Origin of the sequence: Amycolatopsis sp. 195334CR (assembly GCF_017309385.1) — a bacterium.
GTDB lineage: Bacteria > Actinomycetota > Actinomycetes > Mycobacteriales > Pseudonocardiaceae > Amycolatopsis.
Window position 1 is genome coordinate 1474017 of sequence record NZ_JAFJMJ010000001.1, and the last position, 25476, is coordinate 1499492.

The following is a 25476-nucleotide window of genomic DNA, read 5'->3' on the forward strand; positions in this document are numbered from 1 at the left end:
GCACGCACGACTGGAGTTGCTTCAGGCCGCGACGCCCTGCGGGCCGCTGACCGGGTGCGTCACGTGCGCCCCGCGCTCGGCGATCCAGGCCAGCGCGCCGTCGGCCTGGTCCCCGCGGAGGCCGATGCGGAACCGGCCGACCGGGGTGTCGCCGATCCGGGTCAGGCCGCCGCCGATGGTGGCGATGTCGGTGCCGAACCGGGTGGCGGCCTCGGGCAACAGCGCGCCGACCGAGGCGAAGCCGATCAGCACCACGTCGACCGCGCGGTCGTAGCGGGCCGACTGCGCGCGGGTGGTCTCGATGGCGGGCAGCAGCGCCTGGGCGGTGCGGCTCGACGGGTCGACCAGCAGCGAGAGCACGTTGCCGTTCTCCACCACCTTGCCGTCCTCCAGCACCGCGACGTCGTCGCAGATGCGGCGGACCACGCCGGCGTCGGGCGTGGTGACGAGCACGGTCAGGCCCAGCTCGGCACGGGCGCGGTCGAGCGCGGTGAGCACACCGGCCGCGTCGTCGCCGTTGAGCCCGGCGGTCGGGTCGTCGGCGAGCAGGACGGCGGGCGAGGTGGCCAGTGCCTTGGCCACGGCCACCCGGCGGCGCTGCCCGGGGTTCAGCTCGGCGGGGTGCTGGCCGCCGCGCTGGGTCAGGCCGACGAGGTCGAGCAGGTTGCCGACGCGGGTGCGGCGGCGCGGGCCCTCGACGCCGAGCTGCTCCAGCGGCGAGGCCACGTTCCCGGCGACCGTGCGCTCGGGCTGCAGCGCGACGCGGGAGTCGACGATGCCGACCTGGCGGCGGATCTCCCGCAGGCGGCGGCCGTCGAGCGTGCCGGTGTTCAGCCCGTCCAGGCGGACCACGCCGCGGTCGGGGCGCTCCTGCAGCGCGACGCAGCGGGCCAGGGTGGACTTGCCGGAGCCCGCCGCGCCGACCACCCCGTAGAGCGAGCCGGCGTTGATGTCGAAGTTGACGTCGCGCAGCGCGTGAACGGGCGCGGCGTCGCCGGGGAAGGACTTGGTCAGGTTTTCGAGCGTGATCACGTGAATGCTCCAACAGCTGGGCGCGGACGCGCGCCGACCACAAGGAAGCACCGTCTGTTTCGACGGTGTGGCGTAAACCGGAAAGCGGCGAAGTGGGTACTGGGTCAGTCGTTGGAGCGACGACACGCACTTACCGTGCGGCGACCTTCATCCACTACTCGGCGTCGAGTCAGCATTCGCGACCGGTACACAGGATTCCTCCATCGGTCCTGGCGTTAGCACCTGCCCTCTCGGGTGGTTGCTGCGACTTCGGCGAGCCAGGCCTCTCAGTCGCTCGGGATGGATGCACAAGGAGTACACCCGATCCGGCTCGCGAAACGCAAGTCCGTAGTCGGAGATCACACGAACAGCCGCGTTATCCCTCGTTTTCGGCGGCCGCGGCGATGCGGGCGAAATCCTCGACGGTGAGTTGTTCACCCCGGGTCCGTGGATCGATACCGGCCGCGGTCAGCAGGTCCCCGGCGCGTTCGGCCGAGCCCGCCCAACCGGCGAGTGCCGCGCGGAGGGTCTTGCGGCGTTGCGAGAAGGCTGCGTCGACCACGGCGAAGACGGTCTTCCGCTCGGCGGGCCGGGTGGTGGGCACGCGCTCGAAGGCGACCAGCGCGGAGTCGACGTTGGGCACCGGCCAGAAGACGGCACGCGGCACCGCGGCCACCTTCTTCGCCCGGCCGTACCAGGCGAGCTTGACGCTGGGCACGCCGTAGGTCCGGCTGCCGGGGCCGGCCGCCATCCGGTCGGCCACCTCGGTCTGGACCATGACGAGACCGCGGGTGAGGGACGGCAGCTCGGCGAGCAGGTGCAGGACGACGGGGACGGCGACGTTGTAGGGCAGGTTCGCGACGAGCGCGGTGGGCTCGCCGACGTCGGCCTGGTGGACCCTGAGCGCGTCGGCGGGGACGACTTGGAGTTTGCCGGCCGCGTCGGGTGCGTGCTCGGCGACGGTCTCGGGGAGGCGGTTCGCCAGGACGGGGTCGATCTCGACGGCGACCACGCGGGAGCCGGTGGCGAGCAGGCCGAGGGTGAGCGAGCCGAGCCCGGGGCCGACTTCCAGGACGAGGTCGTCTTCGGTGACCTTTCCGAGCTCGGCGATCCGGCGCACGGTGTTGGGGTCGTGGACGAAGTTCTGGCCGAGCTTCTTGGTCGGCCGCACGTCGAGTTCGGCCGCCAGGCCGCGGATCTCGGCGGGGCCGAGGAGCCCGGCTGGTTTGGTCACCAGTGGATTCTAGGTGGCCCCGGGCTTCGGCTCCGACCTGGACCGAGTGTCACGCGGACCCGGGAACGGAAACGGCCCCCGGTGACGTGCGCACCGGGGGCCCTTTCAAGAAAACTGCGATCAGGGCAGGCCGAGCTTCTTCTGGCAGTGCGGCCAGGCGCTGTAGCCGCCGCGGGCGTCGCGGAGCTTGGTGGCGACGGCGATCTGCTCTTCCCGGCTGGCCTGGTGCGGCAGCGGGGCGTACTGCGTGCCGCCGTAGGCCTTCCAGGTGCTGGCGTTGAACTGCAGCCCGCCGTAGTAGCCGTTGCCGGAGTTGATGGCCCAGTTGCCGGTGGACTCGCAGTGCGCGAGCTTGTCCCACACCGCACCACCGCTGATCGGCGGAACGGCCGACTTCTTGGTGCCGACCCGGACCTTCTTCGGCTTGGCTTCCTTGGTGATCTCCTCGGAGATCTTCTCGCGGGCGACTTCCTTGTCGTTCTCCTTCGTCACCCGGTAGGTGACGTTCTTCGAACCGGCTTCGCCCTGCTCCTCGACGACGGTCTTGCCCTTGTCGAGGGTGTCGTCCTCGATCTCCTCGACCGGCGGCGGGATCTCTTCGTTCTCGTTGACCACCGACACGCCGGTGCGGCTGACGTGCACCTCGGCACCGTCGGTCAGCTTGTAGTCCATGCCGCCGTCGACCTTGTCCTCCGGGCCGATCGTCAGCTGCAGCTCGCCGAAGAACTCCTTGGCGGTCACCGCGTTGGTCTGCACCTGGCGGGGTTCGTTGCCGCCGTCGTACAGGGTCACGTTCTTCAGGGTCTTGACCTCGAGGGTCATCCCCTCGAGCGGGATCTGGCCGTCGCCACCGACGGACATCCAGGTGCCGGGCTTGGCCGCCTCGGCGAGACCGAGCTGGGTCATCGCCTCGGACACCGTGGTCGCGCGCACCCACGCCTCGCGGGGGCTGCCGTCCACGATCAGGTTCAGCTGGCGCCCGCGCTCCAGGGTGATGACCGTGTCGTCGGCCACCGCGGCGTCCGGCGACGGCGAGATCGCGTCGTGCGCGCCGATCTGGTAGCCGGCGTCCTTGAGCACCTCGCCGACGGTGCCGCCGAAGGTGTTGACCGTCTGCTGCGCGCCGTCGACGTCGACGGTGACGCTCTTGTTCATCGCCATCGCGGCGGCGCCGCCACCGGTCAGGGTGATCAGGACGGCCAGCACGGCGCCCTTGAGGAAGCGCTTCTTCCAGGTCTTCGCCGCCTTGACCACACCGTCTTCGACGGGCAGCGGCGCGCCCCGCGCGACCCGGTCCTCGCTGATCTCATCCGGGATGATGATCGGCGGGAGCATCGTGGTCTCGGCGTTGATCAGCCGGATCAGCTCGTCGACGTCGACGTTGGCCTCGGCCATCAGCGCGTCGGCGTCGGGGCCGAGCACCGTCAGCACGTCGTGCTGGGTGACGTTCAGGTCGTCGGAGAAGTCCAGCTCGCCCTCGGGGTTGGGCCAGTCGAGCGTACCGACGCCGCCCCCGGAGGAGGCGAACATGCTCGTCGGGTTGTCCTGGCGCGCGTATTCGCCGCGCCTGTAACCACCAGTCACTGGGTCGATCCCTTTCAGAAAAAGGCCGTTGCCTTCATTTCGGCGCCGGAGCGCCAGTTATCCGGCTCCCGCAGCCAGCGCCATCCAAGTCCGCCCGGGCTTCGGGGGCCCGGTCGCACTTCCCCGACGTGCACTGACGTGACTGTGGGTGTCCCGGCGACGGCCCCTCTGCGGGCAATCGACCGGCACGATCACGGGACAGTAACGAAGACTCGGAGGTTGCGCAAACACCCCCCGCAGTGCCGTGATCTGCATCACTCCTCAGATGGCCCAGCAGGCCGGATCTTTTGTCGCAATGCGTCAAACCCTAAGTAACGGTGGGGAGTTGAAAGACCCGTTCGGCGGTCTCGCGCACCGCGTTCGAGATCGTCTCCACGGACTCTTCCCGCAGCTCAGCGAGGTTACGCACGGTGTACGCCGTGCAGTAGGGCTCGTTCGGCCGTCCACGGAAGGGATGGGGGGTCAAAAATGGTGCATCCGTCTCGACCACGAATTGACCGAGTGGCGAGATCCGGGCCGCGTCGTGCAGTCCGCGCGCGTTCTTGAAGGTCACCGTGCCGGCGAACGAGAGCACGTACCCGGCGTCCAGGCACTTCCGGGCGAACTCTCCGTCACCGGAGAAGCAGTGGAAGACCACCGTCTCCGGCGCGCCCTCCTCGGCCAGGATCCGGAGCACGTCGTCGTGCGCGTCGCGGTCGTGGATCATCAGCGTCTTGCCGAGCCGCTTGGCCAGGTCGATGTGCCACCGGAACGCCTCCTGCTGGGCGTCGTGCGGGGCGTAGTCCCAGTAGTAGTCGAGCCCGGTCTCGCCGACCGCCACCACCCGCTCGCCGCGGGCCAGGCGCTCCACTTCGGACCGTTCCGCCTCGCCGAAGTCCTTGGTGCGCGTGGGGTGCACCGCCACCGCGGCGAACACCCGGCTGTCCCAAGTGGACGCCTCGGCGGCCCAGCGGGCGGCGGCGAGGTCGTCCGCGACGGTGACCACGCGGGCCACCCCGGCCGCCTCGGCGCGATCGGCCATGGCGGTCACGTCGGCCGCGGTGACCGCCCCGCAGGCGTCCATGTGCGTGTGCGCGTCGACCACCGGTGCCGGGAGCTTCTCCGGCACCGGTGGCAGTTCCTTCTTGCTCACGGCTCGATCGGCGCCCAGTCCGGACCGGTCTCGGCCAGCTTGGCGTCGAGCTTGGCGAACAGCGGCGACGGCTTGGCCAGCGGACGGCCCACCTCGATCGGGGTGGACGACCACGAGGCCTGCTCGGCCGCGTAGTCCCCGGTGAGGATCGGGTTCACCCGGCCGTCGATGTCCAGGTCGTCGACGTCGGTCAGCTCCGGCTGGGCGGCCCAGACCCCGGTGCCGCCGAGCGCCTCGTGCACCTTCTGCGCCGAGTGCGGCAGGAACGGGGTCAGCATGGTGTTGGCGTCGGAGACCACCTGCAGCGCGGTGTGCAGCACGCTGTCGCGCCGGGCGGTGTCCTCCTTCAGCTTCCACGGCTCCTGGTCGGACAGGTACTTGTTGGCCGCCGAGACCACCCGCATCGCCTCGCCGAGCGCCTGCTTGAACCGCGAGCGCCCGAGGTGCGCGCCGACCGTCTCGAACGCCTGCCGCGACAGCGCCTTCAGCTCCTCGTCGGCCGGGGCCGGCGCGGACGGCGCGGGCACGCCGCCGTTGTTCTTGTGCGCCATCGAGATCGACCGGTTGACCAGGTTGCCCCACTCGTTGGCCAGCTCGAAGTTCGTGCGCCGGACGAACTCGTCCCAGGTGAACGCGGTGTCCTGGGTCTCGGGACCGGCCGCGGCGATGAAGTACCGCAGCGTGTCCGGGCCGTACTCGCGCAGGAAGTCGTTGACGTAGATGACCGTGCCGCGCGAGGTGGAGAACTTCGAGCCGCTCATGGTGAGGAACTCGCTGGAGACGATCTCGCTGGGCAGGTTCAGCTCGCCGTACGGGCCGGGCTCGCCGCCCTTGTCGCCCTGGCCGTTGTGCCCCATCAGCAGCGCGGGCCAGATCTGCGCGTGGAAGGTGATGTTGTCCTTGCCCATGAAGTAGTACGACCGGGCGTCCGGGTTGTTCCACCACTGCTGCCACGCGTCCGGGTCACCGGAGCGGCGCGCCCACTCGACGCTGGCCGAGAAGTAGCCGATGACCGCGTCGAACCACACGTAGAACCGCTTCATGCCCTGGTCGCGCCAGCCGTCCAGGGGGATCTTCACGCCCCAGTCGAGGTCGCGGGTGATCGCCCTCGGCCGCATGTCGTCGACCAGGTTCTTGGTGAAGTTGAGGACGTTGGGCCGCCAGTCGGTCTTGGTGGACAGCCAGTCCCCGAGCGTCCGGGTGAACGCGGGCAGGTCGAGGAAGTAGTGCTCGGTCTCGACGAACTTCGGCGTCTCGCCGTTGATCCGGGACTTCGGGTTGATCAGCTCCGCGGCGTCGAGCTGGTTGCCGCAGTTGTCGCACTGGTCGCCGCGGGCGCCGTCGTAACCGCAGATCGGGCAGGTGCCCTCGACGTACCGGTCGGGCAGGGTGCGCCCGGTGGACGGGCTGATCGCGCCGCGCGTGGTCTTCGGCACCACGTACCCGTTGCGGTGCAGGGCCAGGAAGATCTGCTGGGTGACCGCGGCGTGGTTGCCGGTGCTGGTGCGGGTGAACAGGTCGTAGGTCAGGCCGAGGCCGCGCAGGTCCTCGCCGATCTGCCGGGTGTACTTGTCCGCCGTCTGCTGGGCGGTCAGGCCCTCCTTGTCGGCCTGGACGGTGATCGGCGTGCCGTGTTCGTCGGTACCGGAGACCATGAGCACCCGGTTGCCGGCCATTCGCTGGTAGCGGGAGAAGACGTCGGACGGAACGCCGAATCCGGACACGTGGCCGATGTGGCGGGGGCCGTTGGCGTAGGGCCAGGCCACCGCGGTCAACACAGGGGTGCTCATACCCGATTAGCCTACGGAAGCTGTCACTTGCGTTTTGTCCTGGGAGGCCCGTTGTCCGCGACCCGCTTGCTGGTGCTCGGCGTGGTGCGGATCAGCGGCCGCGCCCACGGCTACCAGGTGCGGCGGGAGCTGCTCAACTGGCGCGCGGACAGCTGGGCCAACGTGCAGCCGGGGTCGATCTACCACGCGCTGAAGAAGATGGCGGCCGAGGAGCTGCTGGAGGAGGTCAGCACCGAGTCCGGCCGCGGCCCGGACCGGGTGGCCTACCAGCTCACCGAGGCCGGGGAGGTCGAGTTCTACCGGCTGCTGACCGGCGCGCTCACCGACGCCGACATCACCGGGCACCTGCTGTCCGCCGGCATCGTGCTGATGCCGATGCTGGAGCGCGCCCGCGCCGTCGAACTGCTGAAGCTGCTCGAGGTCCGGCTCGAAGGCGCGACCGCGGAGACCGCGCACACCGCGGCGCACGCGCGGGACTGGGGCCACCCGCCGCACGTGGTGCGGATGTACGGGCTCTGGGGCGGGCTCACCGAAACCGTGCGCTCCTGGGTGCACGACCTGGTCGCCGCGCTGGAGGCGGGCGAGTACCGGATGGCCGACGACACCGAGCCGACCTTCCCGATCAGTCGGTAATCACGTTTGACCTGATGGCGATAGGTAGGGGAACATACTGCTCGCTTCACTAGTCAAATTTGATTACCGAGAGGGGATTCCATGATCACCGCACGCGGCCTCGCCCGGCGGTTCACCGCCCGTGGCCGCACGGTCGACGCGGTCAAGGGCGTCGACATCGAGGTCGCCGAGGGGGAACTGGTCGGCTTCCTCGGCCCGAACGGAGCGGGCAAGACCACCACGCTCCGGATGCTCACCACGTTGCTCAAGCCGACCTCCGGCCAGGCCACCGTCGGTGGCTGCGACCTGCTGACCGATCCGGTCGGCGTCCGGCGCCGGATCGGCTACGTCGCCCAGGCGGGCGGCACCTGGCAGGACTGCAAGGTGATCGAGGAGATCGAGATCCAGGGCAGGCTGTACGGGCTGAGCAAGGCCGACGCGCTGGCGCGCGGCGCCGAGCTGGCCGAGCGGCTGGACCTGGCCAGCCTGGACCAGCGGCAGACCAAAACGCTCTCCGGCGGCCAGCGCCGCCGCCTCGACATCGTGCTCGGCCTGATCCACCGCCCCGGCCTGGTCTTCCTGGACGAGCCGACCACCGCGCTCGACCCGCAGAGCCGGGCGAACCTGTGGGAGCACATCCGCGCGCTGCGCTCCGAGCACGGCGTCACCGTCTTCCTCACCACGCACTACCTCGACGAGGCCGACTCGCTGTGCGACCGGGTGCTGGTCATCGACAACGGCGAGATCGTCGCCGAGGGCACCCCGGACTCGCTCAAGGCGCGCGTCTCCGGCGACGGCGTGACCGTCGGCGTGCCCGCCGAGTCGGCCGCCGCCGCGGCGGAGATCGCCGGACGGCTGACCGGCGCGCACGAGGTGTCCATTGTGGAGGACTCGGTGAGCTTCCGGGTGCCGCGCGGCGACGTGGCCATGCCGGAGCTGCTGCGCGCGCTGGACGGGGCGGGCATCGCGATGCAGTCGATGCAGGTGCACCGGCCCACGCTGGACGACGTCTTCCTGACCCTGACCGGCCGCTCGCTGCGCGACGCCGAAGCCGCGACGCCCGAACCGGAGGCCGCTCGTGTTCCGTGACATCTGGTTGATCTTCAAGCGGGACATGTCGCTGTCCCTGCGCAATCCGGCGTGGGTGCTGATCGGCATCATGCAGCCGCTGCTCTACCTGTTCTTCTTCGGGCCGCTGATGGAGAAGGTCGTGGAGAACACGCCGGGCTTCCCGCCCGGCAACTCGTGGGCGGTGCTCACGCCGGCGATCATGGTGCAGACCGCGTTGTTCGGCACCTCGTTCGCCGGGTTCGGCCTGCTCGCCGAGTACCGCGCCGGGGTCACCGAGCGGTTCCGCGTCACGCCGGTCAGCCGCGCCGCGCTGCTGCTGGGCAAGTTGTTCGCGGCCAGTTTCCAGGCGGTGGTGCAGGCACTGCTGATCATCGTGGTGGCGTTCCTGGTGTTCCCGCTGAACGCGCCGGTGGCCGGGGTGCTGCTGAGCCTGCTGATCGTGGCGCTGCTGGCGATCACGCTCGGCTCGGCGTCCTATTCGGTGGCCCTGCTGATCAAGAGCGAGACGGCTTTCCCGGCGCTGCTGAACGCGGTGCTGATGCCGTTGCTGCTGCTGTCCGGAATCCTGGTGCCGATCACCACCGGGCTGGCGCCCGCGTGGCTGTACAACCTTTCGCGGATCAACCCGTTCTCCCACGTGGTCGACGCGGAGCGCGCGGCGTTCCGCGGGGACATCACCATGGACGCGTTGTTCACCGGGTGCGTCGCGCTGTTGGTGATGGCGGTGCTCTCGCTGTTCTGGGGCGTGCGCACGTTCCAGAAGGAGAACGCGTGACGAGCTGACATTTTCGGACACGCTGGACGGTGAGGCCGCCATATGTGCTGATCGCACGTATGGTGGCCTTTCACTTACCTCGGGGGGAGGAGGCGAATGCGCGAACCCGAGCCCGAGCGCGGGATCAACCTGTCCCACCACGAAACCGTGGACGACTGGAAAACCGTGCGCGCCCACGGGGTGCTGTTCTCCAGCGTGACGATCACCGAAAGCACGAACTGGAGCGATACAGCGGCCATTCGCAACGTCCAGGCCGCCCAGACGGCCGGGCTGCACACCGGCGCCCGCCACTTCGCCCGCCCCGGATCGGTGCACGAACAGGTGACGCACTTCCTGCGCACGGCGACTCCGCTCGGGGTGTTCGCCCCGGGTTCGCTGGCCCCGTCGCTGGACGTCCGCGCGCCCGGCATCAGCGATCGCTTCATCAAGTCCTGGATCCGCGGGGTCCGCCACGCCGCGAACATCAAGCGGGTGCTGGTGTACGCGGGTTACGAGCAGTGGCTGCACGAGTTGCACCCGGACAAGTGGGCCGACTCCGAGGTGGTGCTGTGGCTGGCGCGGCACAACGGGATTCCGGGCAGGCCCGGCTGGTTCCACTCGCGACTCGGCGTGCACCAGCACGGCAGCGGCGACGACGCCCCTGGCTTCCACGGCGAGATCGGTTACGACGCCGTGGTGTACCCGTTCGTCCTCGCGGACCTACTGCTCTAGCTTCGTCTTGAACAGGAACACGTTGTACGGCCCCCACTGCGAGACGAGGTAGTAGATCTCGTCGCCGTCGAGCGCCCACGGGTGCAGGTAACCGCCGTAGAGCGCGGGCCAGTCCTGTCCGGACACCACCACCTGACCGTCCGACCACGGACCTTCCAGCCGGTCCGCGGTGCGCAGCACGATCGCCGCGCGGTGCTCGTCGAGGTGCATGGCCAGCCAGCATCCGAAGTGGACGCTGTACTCCACGGACAGCTCACCGACCGGCCCCGGCAGCACGGGCGCGGCGGCGAACTCGTCGCGGCCCCAGCCCTCGCCGGTCCAGTAGCGGTAGGCCGCTGGTTCAAGTAGCGACGACGGATCGACCCGCGCCAGGTAGGCCGGTCCGAAGCGGCCGTTGGTGGTGCCGAACAGGTACACGTGGTTTTCCGCGCGGGCGAACGAGCCGATCTGGAAGGGGTGGTCGCGTTCGGCGCGGTTGATCCAGCGCGCCCGGCCCGGCTGGTCCCAGGTGGTGCCGCCGTCAGCGGAGACCGCGATGCCGCCGTAGTTCGTGTGCCACTGTCCGGGTGGGCCCCAGGCGCGGACGGACATGTACTGCACGTACTGCTTGCCGTCGACCGCGATGCCCGCGTTGGGAATGATCGTCACCTCGTCGCGCGCGGAGGCGAGCACCTGCGCGGCCAGGCCGTCTTCGCGGGCGACCACCCCGTCGAGCACAAGCCCGGCCGAGAGGTCGCGTTGGGACGAATGGGCGAGCACGTTGCACCGCCAGTCCGCTTCGGGCGGTCCGGCGCCGTCGCCGCCCCAGCCCCGGCCGTAGGTGTCGCCGAAGAGCACCAGCACCCGGCCGTCGCCGTCGTCCCAGAGAATGCCGAGATCGGTGGCGTGGATGCCGAACCGCTCGTCGGTGCCCGTCCCCGCCCCGGTGATCTGTGCCACTCGCGTGGTTTCCACTGCTCGGACCATGTCTCGACCGTAGGTCACAATGGCCGCCATGCGGTTGGTGCGCGCGGCGATGCACTCGACGGTGGCGCCCGAGGCGGCGCTGTCGCTGCTCGACGCGCGCGCCCGCGCCCTCGGGCTGCCGCCGCCCGCCGCGTTGTCCGGTGAGTGGTTCGGCTCGCGCGCGGTGCTCGCGCCGAGCGTGTCGATCGCCGAGGTGGGTGCCGGTTCGGCGTATTCGCTGCCGCTGCCCGCGGTCGACGACGCGGTGCCCGGCGCCATCGGCGGCGGCTGGTTCGGTTACCTGTCCTACGACCTGACCGATCCCAGCGGCCGGCGCACGCCACTGCCCCAGGCCGCTTGGGGCTGGGCGGATCACGTGTTGCGTTTGGACGGTGACGGCACGTGGTGGTTCGAAGCGCTGGTCGACGGCGACGACCCGGACGAACTGCGGCAGGAACTCGAAGCGGTGTTGCGCGGGGTGCCGGTCCGGCGCGGCTGGACGGCGGCCGAGCTGAACCGGCCGCTGCCCGCCGAGCACCACGACGCGGTGAAGGCGTGCGTGCACGCGATCGAAGCCGGGGAACTGTTCCAGGCGAACATCTGCACGCGGTTCTCGACCTCGTTCGACGGGAACGCCGCCGAGCTGTTCGGCGAGGGAACCCGGCGGCTGGCACCGCGGCGGGCCGCGTTCCTCAGCGGCGGCTGGGGTGCGGTGGTGTCGCTGTCGCCGGAGCTCTTCCTGGCGCGGCACGGCGATCTCGTCCGCTCGACGCCGATCAAGGGCACCCTCCCCCGCCGCGGTCCCGCCGACGACCACCTCGCCGGGCGGCTGCGGCAGTCCGAAAAGGACGTCGCGGAGAACGTGATGATCACCGACTTGGTGCGCAACGACCTCGGGCGGGTGTGCGCGGTGGGCAGCGTCCGGGTGCCCTCGTTGCTGGAAGTCCGCCCGGCGCCGGGGGTGTGGCACCTGGAGTCCACAGTGGAGGGACGGGTGGTGACCGGGGACGCGGAGCTGCTGGCCGCGACGTTCCCGCCGGGTTCGGTCACCGGGGCGCCGAAGATCCGCGCGCTCGACCTGATCGCGGAGCTCGAGCCCACCGCGCGCGGGGTCTACACCGGCGCGATGGGCTTGGTGTCACCGGTGGCCGGGCTCGAGCTGAACGTCGCGATCCGCACCTTCGAACTGCACGCGGGCCTGCTCTCGCTGGGCGTCGGCGGCGGCATCACCGCCGACTCCGACCCGGCGCGGGAATGGCAGGAATGCCTCCACAAGGCGGCGCCACTGGAGCACCTGCTGGCCACGCCCTGGGACTGACCGCCCGCCACCGGCACCTGCGGGAGAGCCTGCTTGCCGGCGGTCGCGCGCCAGTGAGCCGGGCGGTCCTGCCTAGGCCCGCGCGTTGAGCAGCAGCTTGCCGGTCGTCGCGCGGGAGCGGAGGTCTTCGTGGGCCTGGCGCGCGTCGGCCAGGGCGTACTCGCCGCCGTTGATGGCCTTGATCTGCCCGCTCCCGGCCAGCTCGAACAGCTCCGCCAGGCCCCGCTCGAACAGCTTGCCCGGCAACCGCAGCGCGTGCGGCAGCCACACCCCGGAGATCGTGGTCGAGTGGCCGAGCAGGTTGCGCAGCTCCACCGGCTTCGGCTGCTCGCGGCTGGCCATCCCGTAGAACGCGAGCCTGCCGAACGGCGCCAGCGCGGCGATGCTCTGGTCGGTGATGCGGCCACCGGTCATGTCGAGCACGATGTCCACCCGCTTGCCGCCGTTGGCCTCGCGCAGCACGTCGGTCATGTCCTCGGCGCGCGAGTCCACCGCCACGTCGGCACCGAGGTCGAGCGCCAGCTTGCGCTTGTCCTCGGAACTCGCGGTGGCGATCACCCGCCCGGCGCCCCACGCCTTCGCCAACTGCACCGCGAGCGAACCGACGCCGCCCGCCGCCGCGTGCACGACCACCGACTCGCCCGCCTCCAGGTGCGCGTTCTTGCGCAGCAACAGCCACGCGGTCATGCCCTGGGCGATGAACGCGAGCGCGGTGTTGTCGTCGATGCCGTCGGGGATGTCGTAGACGGTCGCCGCCGGGGCGAGCGCCTTCTCCGCGTACCCGCCCGACTTGTGCAGCAGCGCCACCACGCGCCTGCCGTCCGGCGTGCGGCCGGCGACCTCACCGCCGGGCACGAGCGGCAGCTCGGTGGGCGCGAGGTAGGTGTTCTCCGCCGCGTGCGTGTCGGCGTAGTTGATGCCGGCGTGGTCGACCTCGATCAGCACCTCACCGGGGCCGGGCTCCGGATCGGGCAGCTCCACCAGCTTCAGGACCTCGGGTCCGCCGAACTCGGTCACCTGCACAGCACGCATTCCAGCCAGCCTTTCCCTCGTCGGATGAGACGATTCTATCGATCGTCTCATCATGAGACAATGCCGTGTTATGTTCCATACGTGGTAGCCACCAAACCGGACGTGACGGACGCGTTCAGCCTGGCGCGACAGTGGTTCCTGGCCGGGCGGCGGATCGACATGCAGGAGCTGGCCGCCGAGCTGAAGGTGGGCCGCGCCACCCTGTTCCGCTGGGTGGGCAACCGGGAGCAGCTGCTCGGCGAGGTCATCTGGTCGATCACCGAACGCGCCTTCGACCGGCACAACCGGGCGGTCGACGGTTCGGGTGGCGCGCGGATCGCCGAGGTCGTCGGCACGTACGTGCGCACGGTCAACAACGACGAGCCGTTCCGCGAGTTCCTGCGGCGCGAGCCGGAGCGCGCGCTGCGGCTGCTCACCACGAAGGCCAGCCTCGTGCAGCGGCGCACCATCGCGGCGGTCGAGTCGATGCTGACCGAGGAGATCGACCGGGGCGCACTGGAACCGCCGTTGCCGGTGCACGACCTGGCCTACCTGATCGTGCGGATCGCCGAGTCGTTCATCTACACCGACATCATCTCCGGCGAGGAGCCCGACGCGGACAAGGCGCGCGAGGCCGTCGCCGCGCTACTTCGCTGACTTGCGCGCGGCGAGCACCGCGTCGTACAGCTCCTTCTTCGAAACGCCGGTGGCCTCGGCGACCTCGGCCGCGGCCGACTTGAGGCGTTCCCCGGCGGCGACGCGGTCCGCGACCTCGGCGACCAGGTCCTCGACCCCGATCTCGCGGGGCGGCGCGGGCGCGAGGACCACGGTGATCTCCCCGCGGACGCCCTCGTCGGCCCAGTCCGCCAGCTCGCCGAGTGAACCGCGCTTGACCTCTTCGTAGGTCTTGGTCAGCTCGCGGCACACGGCCGCCCGGCGGTCGGCACCGAGCACCTCGACCGCGTCGCGGAGCGTGCTCGCCAGCCGGTGCGGTGATTCGAAGAAGACGGTGGTCCGTGGTTCAGTGGCCAGGCCACTCAGCCACTTGGCCTTTTCGCCACTTTTCCGCGGCGCGAAGCCCTCGAAGCAGAACCGGTCGGAGGCCAGGCCGGACAGCGCCAGCGCGGTGGTCACCGCGGAGGGGCCGGGCAGGCAGGTGACCGGCAGATCCTCCTCGACGCAGGCCGCGACCAAGCGGTAGCCGGGGTCGGAGACGCTGGGCATGCCGGCGTCGGTGACCAGGAGCACGGTCTCGCCGTGGCGGATCGACTCCAGGAGCTTCGGCAGGCGCGCGGTCTCGACGTCCTCGTAGAAGCTGACCACCCGGCCCCGCGGCGTGACCTCCAACGCGGCGGCGAGGCCGCGCAACCTCCGCGTGTCCTCGGCGGCGATCACTTCGGCCGTGGCCAGCGCCTCGACCAGCCGCCGGGACGCGTCACCCACATCCCCCAGCGGTGTCGCGGCGAGCACCAGCCGCCCGGTCTCGGACATGGCGGCGAGCCTAACCGCCGTTGCCCGCACCCCACACAGCACGGCGCCCTGTCACGAATGTGGCTTTCGAGACGTCGCGCGTCCCGAAGGCCACATTCGAGACACCCGGCGCGCACTCGCAGCCACCACGCGGCACGGCACCCGGGGCGCCATCAGCCACCACACAGCACGCACCCGGGGCGCCATCAGCCACCACGCGGCACCGCACCCGGGGCGCCATCAGCCACCACGCGGCACCGCACAGAGCGCCACCAGCCACCACACCTCGGGCGCTCGCGACGAGCTAACACCCCGGCGCCTAGGATCGGGACCCGTGACCGCACTCCTCACGCGCCCGTTCGGTGACGGCGCGTACCCGGATCCGGTCGACCAGCACGCCCCCCGCTCCGACCGCGAGGCGGTCCTCCTCGGCCGCCCCATGCCGACCGATCGGCTCCGCGGCTGGGTGGTCACGCTCGTCCTGGTGGTCATCGGCGGCTTCCTCCGCTTCCAGAACCTCGGCTCCCCGACCGACAAGGGCACCCCGGTCTTCGACGAGAAGCACTACGTGCCGCAGGCCTGGCAGATGCTGCGCAACGGCGGCTACGAGGACAACTACGGCTACGAGCTGATCGTCCACCCGCCCGTCGCCAAGCAGCTGATCGCGATCGGCGAGTGGCTCTTCGGCTACAACGGCTGGGGCTGGCGCTTCTCCGCCGCGCTGGCCGGGACCGTGCTCATCCTGCTGGTCATCCGCATCGCCCGGCGGCTGACCCGGTCCACCTTCCTCGGCGGCGTGGCCGGCGTGCTGGTCATCTGCGACGGCGTCCTCCACCTGCAGTCGCGCATGGGCATGCTCGACATCTTCAGCGCCCTCTTCGTGGTCGCCGCCTTCGGCTGCCTCCTGCTCGACCGCGACCAGGTGCGCGAGCGGATGGCACTGGCCGTCCGCGAGGGCTGGGCCGGCGAATCGCCGTTCGGCCCGCGACTCGGCTTCCGCTGGTGGCGGTTCACCGGCGGCGTGATGATCGGGCTCTCGCTCGGCGTCAAGTGGTCCGGCCTCTACTACATCATCGCGTTCGGCCTGCTCTGCGTCGCCTTCGACGTGGCGGCGCGGCGCGCCGCCGGCGTGACCCGGCCCTGGGTGGGCACGCTGCGGCGCGACGTCGCCCCCGCGCTGTGGGGCCTGGTCGCCATCCCGGTGCTGGTCTACCTCGGCACCTGGGCGTTCTGGTTCGCCAGCGAGACCGGCACCGACCGCCACCTGGTCGAACTGGACAACATCCAGCCGTGGTGGGTCTTCGGCTGGGTGCCCGACGCGCTGGCCTCGCTCGTGCACTACTCGCTCCACGTGCTCGACTTCCACTCCAGCCTGAAGACCCCGGAGAACGACCCGCACCCGTGGGAGTCGAAGCCCTGGACCTGGCCGATGGGCCTGCGCCCGATGCTCTACTCCTACGAATCCGGCGCCGCGGCGGCCGGCTGCGGGGAAGCCGAGTGCGTGCGCGCCACCATGCTGATCGGCACCCCGGCGATGTGGTGGCTGGCGCTGCCGGTGCTCGGCTGGGGCCTGTGGCGCTCGATCTTCCGCGCCGACTGGCGCTACGCCGCCGTGGTGGTCACCTACCTGGCCGGGCTGCTCCCCTGGTTCGTCAACCTCGACCGCCAGATGTACTTCTTCTACGCCACGCCGATGGCCCCGTTCCTGGCGCTCGGCCTGACCCTGGTGCTCGGGCAGATCCTCGGCAGGGTCCAGCAGGGCTTCGAGCGAAGAGGCACCGGTCTGCTCGTGGTGTCGCTGTACGTCGGCATGGTGGTGGCGAACTTCGCCTGGCTGTGGCCGATCCTGAACGGCGACTCGATCACCAACGAGCACTGGCAGGCCGAGCTGTGGCTGCCGTCCTGGCGCTGACCCCCTACTTGAAGGCGTCGGCGTGCTCGGCCGCCCACCGCGCGAACGTCCGCGCCGGGCGCCCGGTGACCCGCTCGACGGTGTCCACCACGGTGTAACCCTCGACCGGCGGGTCGGCGTACCAGCCGATCACGTGGTCGACGGCTTCCGGTGACGCGCCCATGTCCCGCAGGCGCGCCCTGGCCTGGGCCTCGGTCAGCTCGATGAACCGGATCTCCCGGCCGACGGCCTGGCTGAGCTGCTCGATCTTGTCGGACACGGTCAGCACCTCCGGTCCGCTGAGCACGTACTCGCGGCCTTCGTGACCGGTACCGAGGAGAGTCTCCACCGCGACGGCGGCGATGTCGGCCTCGTGCACCATCGCACTGCGCAACCCGGCGAACGGATCCCTGGCCACGCCTTCGGCGCGGATCGATTCCGCCCACAGCAGCGTGTTCGACATGAACTCGACCGGCTGCAACGTGGTCCACGACAGCCCGCTGGCCGCGATATCCGCTTCGAACGGGCCGGGCTGCCCGCTCCACAGCATGGTCACGTGCCGGACGCCGGCCGCGAGCGCGAGCTTGGCGATCTGCGGTCCGGTGGTCAGCGCGGCGCCGTCGGCACCGTCGAAGGTGATCAGGTAGGCGGCGGTCACGCCGTCGAAGGCCGGTTCGAGCGTCTCGGGCGCGGCCAGGTCACCGGCCACCACCTCGACCCCGGCCGGCAGCTTCGCGGCCGCCGGGTTCCTGGTCAGCGCCCGCACCGGCGCACCGAGGTCGAGCAGCTGGCGGAGCACGTGGCCACCCACGTTGCCGGTCGCGCCGGTCACCAGAATCGTCATCGGGAATCCCTTCTCCGTGGTGTTGGGCGCGAAGTTATTTGCTCCAGTCGGCTCGAGGTCAAGTTGCGATCTTCCGTAATGGACCAGACCATAGGTGCATTGGTTTAGACCACAAGTCGCCGAAGGAGCCGACATGTTCCCCCGGAAGTCCCCACTCGCCGTCCTGGTCGGGGTGGTGTTGCTGCTGCTCGCCGGGCTGCCCGCCACCGCGGGCGCGGCGGTGCCGAACAAGCACCTGACCGGTTACTGGCAGAACTTCGTCAACGGGGCGAAGGCGCAGAAGCTCGCCGACGTCCCGGCCGCCTACGACGTGATCGTGCTGGCGTTCGCCAACTCCGACCCGGCCAGACCGGGTGCGGTGACCTTCGGCGTGGACCCGGGCCTGGCCAGTGCGGTCGGCGGGTACACCGACGCCGACCTGAAGGCCGACATCGCCGCGAAGAAGGCGGCGGGCAAGTCGATCGTGTTGTCCATCGGCGGGGAGAAGGGCAACGTCGACCTCAGCTCCCCGTCGAAGGTGACCGCCTTCGTCGACACCTTCGCCGGGATCGCGCAGTCGTTCGGCATCCAGGGCCTCGACGTGGACCTGGAGCACGGGCTGAACGTGGCGAACACGGCGAGCGCGATCAAGCAGCTGCGCTCCCGCCTCGGTGACGGGTTCCTGCTGACCATGGCGCCGCAGACGATCGACGTGCAGCCCGGCGGGCGGTACCTGCAGCTGATCGAGCAGACCAAGGACCTGATCACCGTGGTGCACACGCAGTACTACAACTCGGGCAGCATGCTCGGCTGCAACGACCAGGTGGTGCACCAGGGCAGCGTCGACTTCATCACCGCGCAGGCGTGCTTCCTGCTGCGCACGCTGCGGCCGGACCAGGTGTCGCTGGGCCTGCCCGCCTCACCGTCGGCGGCGGGCAGCGGGTACGTGAACCCGACCGTGGTGAACAACGCGCTGAGCTGCCTGGCCAAGCGCACCAACTGCGGTGGTTACGTGCCGGCGACGGCGTTCCCGGGGATCGGCGGCGTGATGACCTGGTCCACCAACTGGGACGCCACCAGCGGCGGCGCCTTCTCGACCCCGGTGCGCGCGCACCTGAACTCGCTGCGCTGACCGCACCCCAACGCAGTGAATGTGGCTTTCACAGCGTCTGACGCTGTGAAAGCCACATTCACTGCACGAGATCAGCGGGCTCGCGGGACCACTCGGGTGACCGGGCCGTCCGGCGACTTGCCCGCCCGCGAAAGCCAGCCTTCGACTTCCTTCCGGACCGAGGCCAGCGTCGGCCGGCGACGCGGTTCCGGGTCCAGCGAAGCGATCAGCAACCGCGAGTGCACGCTCCGCTGCGGCAGCTTGTTCGCCGGTTCCGCGCGGGCCGCGGCCATCAGCGCCGCCATCGGCGTCTCCCGGGTGCCGCGCGGCGGCTGGCCCGACAACGCGTAGCTGACCGTCGCGGCCAGCTGCCAGGCGTCCGACGCCGGGGAGGCGGGCTGCCCGGCGGCCGTCTCCGGCGCGGTGAAGTCCGGCGTCCCGATCATCATGCCGGTGGCCGTGAGCTGCGAGTCACCCTTGCTCCGCGCGATGCCGAAGTCGATCAGGTGCGCGATGCCGCCCGGGTCGAGGATCACGTTCGACGGCTTCACGTCCCGGTGCAGCACACCCTTCTCGTGCGCCGCCGACAGCGCACCGGCCATGGTCGCCCACAGCCGTCCCGCGGCCACGTCGTCCAGCGGGCCGCCGGTGTCCACGGCGGCACCCAGCGGCTGCCCCTCCAGGTACTCCATCACCAGTGCGAGCCCGTCCGGCTCCTCGACCAGGTCGTAGACCTTCACGCAGTTCGGGTGGTTCACCACGGCCAGCGCCCGCGCCTCGCGCTGCATGCGCTCCACCGTGTCGCGGTCCGGCGCGTGCGCGATCTTCAGCGCGATCGTGCGGCCGAGCTGGTTGTCGACGGCCTCCCACACGGTGCCGAAGCCACCGTGCCCCAGCCGCCGGACCCGGCGGTACCGGCCGCTGCTCGCGGAACTGCTCGACCCGGGCGGGACCGGCATCGGGCCCGGCGTGTTGGCCAGGCCGGGGCTCGGACTCTCCGCGGAGACCGGCTCGGGCGCCTGCGCGAGCGCGGTCTTCGGGTACTCCTTCGGCGGTTGCGGCGGGGGCAGCTGCCGCTGCTGCGAAGCGCCCGGCGGCACGTACGGCGGCGGCTGCTGCCGCGGCGGCTCCACCGGCCGCCGCTCCGGGGGCCGTTCCGAGCGCTGCAGCGTCGACCAGGCAGGCGGCCCGACCAGCGCCACCGGGATGATGCCCAGCACGATCACCGGCAGGAAGCCCAGCCACAGGTGCACCGCGGTGTTCGCGGAGACCCCGATGCTGAAGAAGAACATCAGCACGAACGGGATCCAGAAGAACCGGGCAGGCCACTTCGGACCGCGGCGCAGCGCGGTGCGGGCCAGCAGCATGGTGAAGAGCAGGGTGAGCGCGGGAAGGCCGATCAGCGCGCCGAGGTAGTAGCCGTAGGCGAGCCCGCCCGCCGGGTAGAACAGCGCCTCGTAGACGTTCTGCCCACCGCCGAGGTAGTCGGCCTGCTTGCCGATGAAGTCGCACCGCGAGATGTCCAGCTCCGTGGCCAGGCTCGCGGACAGGCCGACGTTCTCGCCACCGCGAAAGGCGCTGTAGTTGCTCGACACCCCGATGAACAACAGCCACGGCATGATCAGCGTGAAGAAGCCCGCGACCAGGCCGATCACGGCCATCATCGTCGGGTCGTACCGGTTCCCGGTGAACTTCCGGATCAGCGCCACGATCACCGCGCCCGCCACCGGGAACAACGCGATCAGCGCGCCCGCCATGCTGGTCGCCCACACCGCGCCACCCGGGCAGAAACCAGGCCCGAACACCTCGTATGCGAACGACAGCAACGAGCTCGCGAATGAATCCACTCCCCGCTCCTTGTCGTTGCCGTGCTACCCGACTCCAGTATGTCGGGTCTGTCGTTGGACGCGGTCGTGGCCCGCCAGGTTCATCACGGCCCGGACTCATCCGCTTCCACCGCGCCACCGGTGAACCGGCCACGATACCCGCGGCGTACCGCGTTTCCCCTGGTGGCGCGCGTTCGTTTCGCTCGCGTTCGCCAACCGGTACAAGATGGGCGTGCCGGTCGACGACGAGGAGGTCACCATGGCCCTGTACGCCGAAACCTATCAGCGGAGCATGAGCGACCCCGAGGGTTTCTGGCTGGCCGCCGCCGAGGGGATCGACTGGACCCGGAAGCCCTCGCGGGCGCTGGACGACTCGGCCGCACCGCTCTACCGCTGGTTCCCGGACGGTGAGCTGAACACCTCCTACAACGCGCTCGACCGGCACCTGGCCGAGCGCGGTGAGCAGACCGCGCTCATCCACGACTCCGCCGTCACCGGCACGATCAGCCGCTACACCTACCGCGAACTGCACGCGGCCGTCGCCCGGTTCGCCGGCGCGCTGCGTTCACTCGGCGTCGCCCAGGGTGATCGCGTGATCATCTACATGCCGATGGTGCCCGAGGCGGTGATCGCCATGCTGGCGTGCGCGCGGCTCGGCGCGGTGCACTCGGTGGTCTTCGGCGGCTTCGCCCCGAAGGAGCTGGCGGCCCGTGTCGAGGACGCCAAGCCCAAGGTCATCGTGGCCGCCTCCTGCGGCATCGAGCCGACGCGGGTGGTCGAGTACAAGCCGATCATCGAGGACGCGCTGCGCGGGACCGAGCACCAGCCGGACAGCGTCGTGGTGCTCCAGCGCGACGCCGCCCCCGCCGAACTCGGTGAGCGCGACGTCGACTGGCACGAGCTGGTGGAGGGCGCGGAACCGGTGGACGCGGTGCCGGTCGCCGCGACCGATCCGCTGTACGTCCTCTACACCTCGGGCACCACCGGCAAGCCGAAGGGCGTGGTGCGCGACACCGGCGGGCACGCGGTCGCGCTGGCCTGGTCGATGAGCGCGATCTACGACATCCACCCCGGCGACGTCTGGTGGACCGCCTCCGACGTCGGCTGGGTGGTCGGGCACTCCTACATCGTCTACGCGCCGCTGCTGATCGGCGCCACGACCGTGCTCTACGAAGGGAAACCGGTGGGCACGCCGGACGCGGGCGCGTTCTGGCGGGTGCTCGCCCAGCACGGGGTCAAGGCGTTGTTCACCGCACCGACCGCGTTGCGCGCGATCAAGAAGGTCGACCCGGACGCGAAGGAACTGGCCGAGTACGACCTCTCGAAGTTCGACACGCTGTTCCTGGCGGGCGAACGCCTCGATCCCGAGACCTACCACTGGGCGAAAGAAAAGCTCGGCACCCCGGTGATCGACCACTGGTGGCAGACCGAGACCGGCTGGCCGATTTCGGCAAACCCGCGCGGCATCGAGCCGATGCCGGTGAAACCGGGTTCGTCGACCGTGCCGGTGCCCGGGTACGACGTGCGCGTCCTGGACCAGGAGGGCAACGACCTGCCGGCCGGGCAAGAAGGCGCCATCGCCATCAAACTCCCGTTGCCGCCGGGCACTTTGCCGACGCTCTGGGGTGACGACGACCGGTACGTCGAGGCCTACCTCTCGCGGTACGAAGGCCATTACCTCACCGGCGATTCCGGTTTCCTCGACGAGGACGGCTACCTCTTCGTCATGGGCCGCACCGACGACGTGATCAACGTGGCCGGGCACCGGTTGTCCACCGGCTCGATGGAGGCCGTGCTGGCCGCGCACCCGGCGGTCGCCGAATGCGCGGTGATCGGCGTGCGCGACGCGCTGAAAGGCCAGCTGCCCAGGGGTTTTGTCGTGCTCAAGTCCGGTGTGGACATCGAACCCGAGCAACTGCGCGAGGAACTGGTCGCCGCGGTGCGCCGCGATATCGGCCCGGTGGCGGCATTCCGCGACGTGTCCGTGGTGGACGCGCTGCCGAAAACCCGGTCCGGCAAGATTCTCCGCAAGACCATGCGGGGGATCGCGGACGGCCGCGACGAGCCGGTCCCCTCGACCATCGAGGACCCGGCGGTCCTTGACGCGCTGCGGTCCGTCCTGCGCAGCGAGTGATCATCCGGTTACGCATTCTCCTTTTCGGCGGGCGCGGCGAAATTCGTTGACCCCACCAACGGCCGTTGTGCTGGCCGAATTATTGGTCTATACCTTTACTCACTCTGAATCTCCCCTTGCCGGAGGTGCTCCGTGAGGAAGCGTTTGTCCTTGTCCGCCTTACTCGGGGCGGCCGTGCTGGCCGTGTCGACGGTGGCCACGACCGGGGCCGCCACCGCGGCCCCCGAAACCGCGGCGGCCCAGTCGAACTCGGGCGGAACCCAGCTGGCCGACGTGCTGCCCGCGCCGGTCGAAATCACGCCCAACGGGCAGTCCAAGTTCTGGCTGACCCCGCTCAGCCGCATCCGCACCCAGCCGGGCTCGAAGGAGGCCAAGCAGGTCGGCGACTACCTGGCCGGCCTGCTGCGCCCGGCCACCGGGTACCCGCTCAAGGTCAGCTCGGCGCCGTCCTGGGTGCCCGGCATCTCGCTGCTGCTCGGCGGGGCCGACCAGCGCATCGGTGACCAGGGCTACCAGCTCGACTCGAACATCACCGGGGTGACCATCCGGGCCAACTCGGCCGCCGGGCTGTTCAACGGCGTGCAGTCGCTGCGCCAGCTGTTCGGCACCAAGATCGAGGCCAAGACCCCGCAGCGCACCGCCTGGTCGGTGGCCGGCGGGCGGATCGTGGACTACCCGCGCTTCGGCTACCGCGGCGCGTTCCTGGACCTGGCCCGGCACTTCCACACGCCGGACGAGATCCGCACCTACATCGACCACGTGGCCCAGTACAAGATCAACTACCTGCACCTGCACCTGACCGACGACCAGGGCTGGCGCATCCAGATCGACAGCTGGCCGAAGCTGACCACGGTCGGCGGCGGACCGGGCACCGGCGTGGACGGCGTCGGCGAGGGCTACCTGACCAAGGCCGACTACGCGGCGCTGAACAAGTACGCGGCCGAGCGGCAGATCACCATCGTGCCCGAGATCGACATGCCGGGGCACACCAACGCCGCCCAGTCCACCTACGCCGAGCTGAACTGCGACGGGGTCGCCCCGCCGCCGCGCACGGACATCGAGGTCGGCTACTCCTCGCTGTGCATCGACGACGAGCTGACCTACAAGTTCGTCGAGGACGTCATCCGCGAGCTGTCGGCGATGACCCCCGGCCCGTACATCCACATCGGCGGCGACGAGGCCCACGCGACCACGGACGAGGACTTCAAGAAGTTCATGGAGCGCGTGATCCCGATGGCGGCCAAGTACGGCAAGAAGCCGTTCGGCTGGCACGAGATCGCCAAGGCCAACTCCCCGGCCACCACCACCCCGCAGTACTGGTGGAGCACGCCGGACGGCGACGCCGCGGTGGCCGAAGCGGTCAAGCGGGGCAGCAAGGTCCTGGTCTCGCCTGCCAACAAGGCGTACCTGGACATGAAGTACGACGAGAACACCAAGCTGGGCCTGAAGTGGGCCGGCTACATCGAGGCGAAGACCGCCTACGACTGGAACCCGGGCACCTTCGTCCCCGGTGTGCCCGAGTCGTCGGTGCTCGGCGTGGAAGCCCCGCTGTGGTCGGAAACCCTGCGCAACATCAACGACATCGAGTTCATGGCGTTCCCGCGGCTGACCGCGATCGCCGAGCTCGGCTGGTCGCCGCAGGCCAAGCACAACTGGGAGAACTACCGCGACCGGGTGGCCAAGCAGGGCCCGCGGTGGACCGCCCAGGGCATCGACTTCTACCGATCGCCGCAGATCGACTGGAAGTGAGCTAGCGCAAGGAATCCAGGCGGGCGCGGATCCCGATCCGCGCCCGCCTGTATGCGTCGGAACCGCCGTGCAGCACGGAAAACGCGTTCGCCGTGCGCACCAGCGCCTCGCTCTCGAAGACGAGTTGCTCGGCGTCGTCGAGACCGTCGAGGGAATCCACCAGGAACCGCGTCCAGTTCCGGCTTCGCGCGACCAGCGCGTCGTGCACCCGCCCGTCCCGCGCGTCGAACTCCGCGGACGTGTGGAAGAAGAAGCAGCCACCGGGGAACACCCGGTCCTCCGAGTAGTCCAGCCAGCGCTCGCACAACGCGCTGAACCGGTCCAGACCACTCAGCGTCGCCGGTACCGGGTCGACCACGTGCTCGGTGAAGATCGCGTTCGCCGCGTCGATCGCGGCGAGCTGCAACTCCTCCTTCGAGCCGAAGTGCGCGAAGACCCCGCTCTTGCTCAGGTCCAGTTCCTTGGCGAGCCTGCCGATGGACAGGCCGTCGAGCCCCTCCACCGAGGCGATGTCCACCGCGCGCCGGAGCACCGCGGCACGGGTCACGTCACCGCGCGCCAGCCGCCCGTCAACCGGCATCGCGCGCCTCCATCCGGAGCAGCTTGCCGGTCAGGCCGTGGCGGAACTGCTCGGCCAGCGCGGGCGCCTTCACCGCCCGGCGCGCCAGTTCCAGGTAGGCCGCGCGCTGCTCGGCGTCCAGGTTCGCCGGGTTGGCGTAGAGGATGAGGTACAGCTCGGCGATCGTCGGGCTCGCCTCGTCCCGTTCGACCAGGGTGAGCGCGCCGGTGGTGGGCACCGTGCCGGGCTGCCGGACGCGCAGGTACCAGCCGCTGCGACCGGAGTCGATCATCGCCGGGATGATGTCGCGGCGCTGCGTCCGCATGCCGAGCTTGTAGCACGGCGTGCGCGGCTGGGACACCTCGACGAGGGCGTCGCCCCAGGTCCAGACGTCGCCGATGCGGATGGTCGATTCGTCGGCACCGGTCAGGGAGAGGTTCTCGCCGACCGAGCCGGGCGCCAGGTCGAAGGCATCGGCGACCCAGCCGCGGTAGTGCTCGGCCGGGTAGGCGTAGACCGCCTTGTCCGGGCCGCCGTGCACGCTGAGGTCGGCCTGGGCGTCACCGGCGAGGTTCACCTCCGACAGCTCGAGGTGCGCCTCGCCGGTGCGCTCCTTGGTGATGCCGCTGAGCACGGGTTCCCCGCGCTGGTGCCCCAGCACGCTCGGCCGCCCGACAAAGACCCCGTTGATCAGCAGTTCCGTCATGGTTGAGAAAATA

General features: G+C 70.3%; 22 protein-coding genes and 1 riboswitch. Of the genes, 10 read left to right on the top strand and 12 right to left on the bottom strand.

Annotated features, from left to right (window positions below):
* Positions 1-21: 21 nt before the first annotated feature.
* The 5 genes from JYK18_RS07165 to metG all read right to left on the bottom strand — a co-directional run bounded on the left by JYK18_RS07165 (position 22) and on the right by metG (position 6751).
* A complete protein-coding gene (locus JYK18_RS07165) occupies positions 22-1032 on the bottom strand; it encodes a methionine ABC transporter ATP-binding protein (RefSeq protein WP_206801356.1) in 1011 nt (336 codons plus the stop codon).
* 197 nt (positions 1033-1229) lie between these two features.
* Positions 1230-1318, bottom strand: a riboswitch (SAM riboswitch).
* Between the two features lie 69 nt (positions 1319-1387).
* On the bottom strand, positions 1388-2245 hold the full coding sequence (gene rsmA, locus JYK18_RS07170; RefSeq protein ID WP_206801357.1) for a 16S rRNA (adenine(1518)-N(6)/adenine(1519)-N(6))-dimethyltransferase RsmA: 858 nt from the start codon (positions 2243-2245) through the stop codon (positions 1388-1390).
* A gap of 120 nt (positions 2246-2365) precedes the next feature.
* A complete protein-coding gene (locus tag JYK18_RS07175; RefSeq protein ID WP_206804066.1) occupies positions 2366-3775 on the bottom strand; it encodes a resuscitation-promoting factor in 1410 nt (469 codons plus the stop codon).
* Positions 3776-4136: 361 nt separating this feature from the next.
* Positions 4137-4961, bottom strand: a complete 825-nt coding sequence (locus JYK18_RS07180) for a TatD family hydrolase (RefSeq protein ID WP_206801358.1) — start codon at positions 4959-4961, stop codon at positions 4137-4139.
* Positions 4958-6751, bottom strand: a complete 1794-nt coding sequence (gene metG / locus JYK18_RS07185) for a methionine--tRNA ligase (protein WP_206801359.1) — start codon at positions 6749-6751, stop codon at positions 4958-4960. The genes JYK18_RS07180 and metG overlap by 4 nt, the downstream gene beginning before the upstream one ends.
* Before the next feature lie 51 nt (positions 6752-6802).
* Here metG and JYK18_RS07190 point away from each other — a divergent pair, with 51 nt between their 5' ends.
* The 4 genes from JYK18_RS07190 to JYK18_RS07205 all read left to right on the top strand — a co-directional run bounded on the left by JYK18_RS07190 (position 6803) and on the right by JYK18_RS07205 (position 9920).
* Positions 6803-7384 (top strand): PadR family transcriptional regulator, encoded by a 582-nt coding sequence (locus JYK18_RS07190; protein WP_206801360.1) that lies wholly within the window; start codon positions 6803-6805, stop codon positions 7382-7384.
* 81 nt (positions 7385-7465) lie between these two features.
* Positions 7466-8452, top strand: coding sequence for an ATP-binding cassette domain-containing protein (locus JYK18_RS07195; RefSeq protein ID WP_206801361.1), 987 nt, complete (start codon positions 7466-7468; stop codon positions 8450-8452).
* Complete coding sequence (locus JYK18_RS07200) at positions 8442-9209, top strand: ABC transporter permease (RefSeq protein ID WP_206801362.1); 768 nt, start codon at positions 8442-8444, stop codon at positions 9207-9209. The genes JYK18_RS07195 and JYK18_RS07200 overlap by 11 nt, the downstream gene beginning before the upstream one ends.
* Before the next feature lie 96 nt (positions 9210-9305).
* On the top strand, positions 9306-9920 hold the full coding sequence (locus tag JYK18_RS07205; protein ID WP_206801363.1) for a GH25 family lysozyme: 615 nt from the start codon (positions 9306-9308) through the stop codon (positions 9918-9920).
* Here JYK18_RS07205 and JYK18_RS07210 read toward each other — a convergent pair.
* Positions 9909-10886: a DUF4185 domain-containing protein gene (locus JYK18_RS07210; RefSeq protein ID WP_206801364.1), complete on the bottom strand. Its 978-nt coding sequence runs from the start codon at positions 10884-10886 to the stop codon at positions 9909-9911. The genes JYK18_RS07205 and JYK18_RS07210 overlap by 12 nt on opposite strands.
* Before the next feature lie 28 nt (positions 10887-10914).
* On the opposite strand from JYK18_RS07210, the gene JYK18_RS07215 reads away from it, so the two are divergent.
* Positions 10915-12183, top strand: coding sequence for an aminodeoxychorismate synthase component I (locus JYK18_RS07215; RefSeq protein ID WP_206801365.1), 1269 nt, complete (start codon positions 10915-10917; stop codon positions 12181-12183).
* A 72-nt stretch (positions 12184-12255) separates the two neighbouring features.
* On the opposite strand, the gene JYK18_RS07220 is transcribed toward JYK18_RS07215, so the two are convergent.
* Complete coding sequence (locus JYK18_RS07220; protein WP_206801366.1) at positions 12256-13215, bottom strand: NADPH:quinone oxidoreductase family protein; 960 nt, start codon at positions 13213-13215, stop codon at positions 12256-12258.
* An 81-nt stretch (positions 13216-13296) separates the two neighbouring features.
* Here JYK18_RS07220 and JYK18_RS07225 point away from each other — a divergent pair, with 81 nt between their 5' ends.
* A complete protein-coding gene (locus JYK18_RS07225; RefSeq protein WP_307795804.1) occupies positions 13297-13851 on the top strand; it encodes a QsdR family transcriptional regulator in 555 nt (184 codons plus the stop codon).
* On the opposite strand, the gene rsmI is transcribed toward JYK18_RS07225, so the two are convergent.
* Complete coding sequence (rsmI, locus tag JYK18_RS07230; protein ID WP_206801367.1) at positions 13840-14685, bottom strand: 16S rRNA (cytidine(1402)-2'-O)-methyltransferase; 846 nt, start codon at positions 14683-14685, stop codon at positions 13840-13842. The genes JYK18_RS07225 and rsmI overlap by 12 nt on opposite strands.
* A gap of 313 nt (positions 14686-14998) precedes the next feature.
* On the opposite strand from rsmI, the gene JYK18_RS07235 reads away from it, so the two are divergent.
* On the top strand, positions 14999-16576 hold the full coding sequence (locus tag JYK18_RS07235) for a dolichyl-phosphate-mannose--protein mannosyltransferase (protein WP_206801368.1): 1578 nt from the start codon (positions 14999-15001) through the stop codon (positions 16574-16576).
* 4 nt (positions 16577-16580) lie between these two features.
* Here the strand turns inward: JYK18_RS07235 and JYK18_RS07240 are convergent, their stop codons facing one another.
* The gene (locus tag JYK18_RS07240) at positions 16581-17399 is read right to left on the bottom strand and encodes an NmrA family NAD(P)-binding protein (RefSeq protein ID WP_206801369.1); all 819 of its coding nucleotides are present in this window, start codon (positions 17397-17399) and stop codon (positions 16581-16583) included.
* A gap of 133 nt (positions 17400-17532) precedes the next feature.
* Between JYK18_RS07240 and JYK18_RS07245 the strand changes: the two genes are divergently transcribed.
* Positions 17533-18510 carry a chitinase gene (locus JYK18_RS07245; RefSeq protein WP_206801370.1) on the top strand — a complete coding sequence of 326 codons (978 nt, stop codon included), beginning with the start codon at positions 17533-17535 and terminating at the stop codon, positions 18508-18510.
* Between the two features lie 71 nt (positions 18511-18581).
* On the opposite strand, the gene JYK18_RS07250 is transcribed toward JYK18_RS07245, so the two are convergent.
* Positions 18582-20336, bottom strand: coding sequence for a serine/threonine-protein kinase (locus JYK18_RS07250; RefSeq protein ID WP_206801371.1), 1755 nt, complete (start codon positions 20334-20336; stop codon positions 18582-18584).
* Between the two features lie 238 nt (positions 20337-20574).
* On the opposite strand from JYK18_RS07250, the gene JYK18_RS07255 reads away from it, so the two are divergent.
* Positions 20575-22449: a propionyl-CoA synthetase gene (locus JYK18_RS07255; protein WP_206804068.1), complete on the top strand. Its 1875-nt coding sequence runs from the start codon at positions 20575-20577 to the stop codon at positions 22447-22449.
* Between the two features lie 132 nt (positions 22450-22581).
* Positions 22582-24198: a beta-N-acetylhexosaminidase gene (locus tag JYK18_RS07260; protein ID WP_206801372.1), complete on the top strand. Its 1617-nt coding sequence runs from the start codon at positions 22582-22584 to the stop codon at positions 24196-24198.
* Position 24199: 1 nt separating this feature from the next.
* On the opposite strand, the gene JYK18_RS07265 is transcribed toward JYK18_RS07260, so the two are convergent.
* Both JYK18_RS07265 and JYK18_RS07270 read right to left on the bottom strand, forming a co-directional pair.
* A complete protein-coding gene (locus JYK18_RS07265) occupies positions 24200-24778 on the bottom strand; it encodes a TetR/AcrR family transcriptional regulator (protein WP_206801373.1) in 579 nt (192 codons plus the stop codon).
* Complete coding sequence (locus JYK18_RS07270; protein WP_206801374.1) at positions 24768-25463, bottom strand: MOSC domain-containing protein; 696 nt, start codon at positions 25461-25463, stop codon at positions 24768-24770. Before JYK18_RS07270 ends, JYK18_RS07265 begins: the two co-directional genes overlap by 11 nt.
* Between the last annotated feature and the right edge of the window lie 13 nt (positions 25464-25476).

Coding starts and splice junctions, on each gene's coding strand:
- JYK18_RS07215 (WP_206801365.1), top strand. CDS start 10,915: ATGCGGTTGGTGCGCGCGGCGATGCACTCGACGGTGGCGCCCGAGGCG.
- JYK18_RS07195 (WP_206801361.1), top strand. CDS start 7,466: ATGATCACCGCACGCGGCCTCGCCCGGCGGTTCACCGCCCGTGGCCGC.
- JYK18_RS07240 (WP_206801369.1), bottom strand. CDS start 17,399: ATGACGATTCTGGTGACCGGCGCGACCGGCAACGTGGGTGGCCACGTG.
- JYK18_RS07210 (WP_206801364.1), bottom strand. CDS start 10,886: ATGGTCCGAGCAGTGGAAACCACGCGAGTGGCACAGATCACCGGGGCG.
- JYK18_RS07220 (WP_206801366.1), bottom strand. CDS start 13,215: ATGCGTGCTGTGCAGGTGACCGAGTTCGGCGGACCCGAGGTCCTGAAG.
- JYK18_RS07205 (WP_206801363.1), top strand. CDS start 9,306: ATGCGCGAACCCGAGCCCGAGCGCGGGATCAACCTGTCCCACCACGAA.
- metG (WP_206801359.1), bottom strand. CDS start 6,751: ATGAGCACCCCTGTGTTGACCGCGGTGGCCTGGCCCTACGCCAACGGC.
- rsmI (WP_206801367.1), bottom strand. CDS start 14,685: ATGTCCGAGACCGGGCGGCTGGTGCTCGCCGCGACACCGCTGGGGGAT.
- JYK18_RS07175 (WP_206804066.1), bottom strand. CDS start 3,775: ATGTTCGCCTCCTCCGGGGGCGGCGTCGGTACGCTCGACTGGCCCAAC.
- JYK18_RS07255 (WP_206804068.1), top strand. CDS start 20,575: ATGGCCCTGTACGCCGAAACCTATCAGCGGAGCATGAGCGACCCCGAG.
- JYK18_RS07270 (WP_206801374.1), bottom strand. CDS start 25,463: ATGACGGAACTGCTGATCAACGGGGTCTTTGTCGGGCGGCCGAGCGTG.
- JYK18_RS07265 (WP_206801373.1), bottom strand. CDS start 24,778: ATGCCGGTTGACGGGCGGCTGGCGCGCGGTGACGTGACCCGTGCCGCG.
- JYK18_RS07245 (WP_206801370.1), top strand. CDS start 17,533: ATGTTCCCCCGGAAGTCCCCACTCGCCGTCCTGGTCGGGGTGGTGTTG.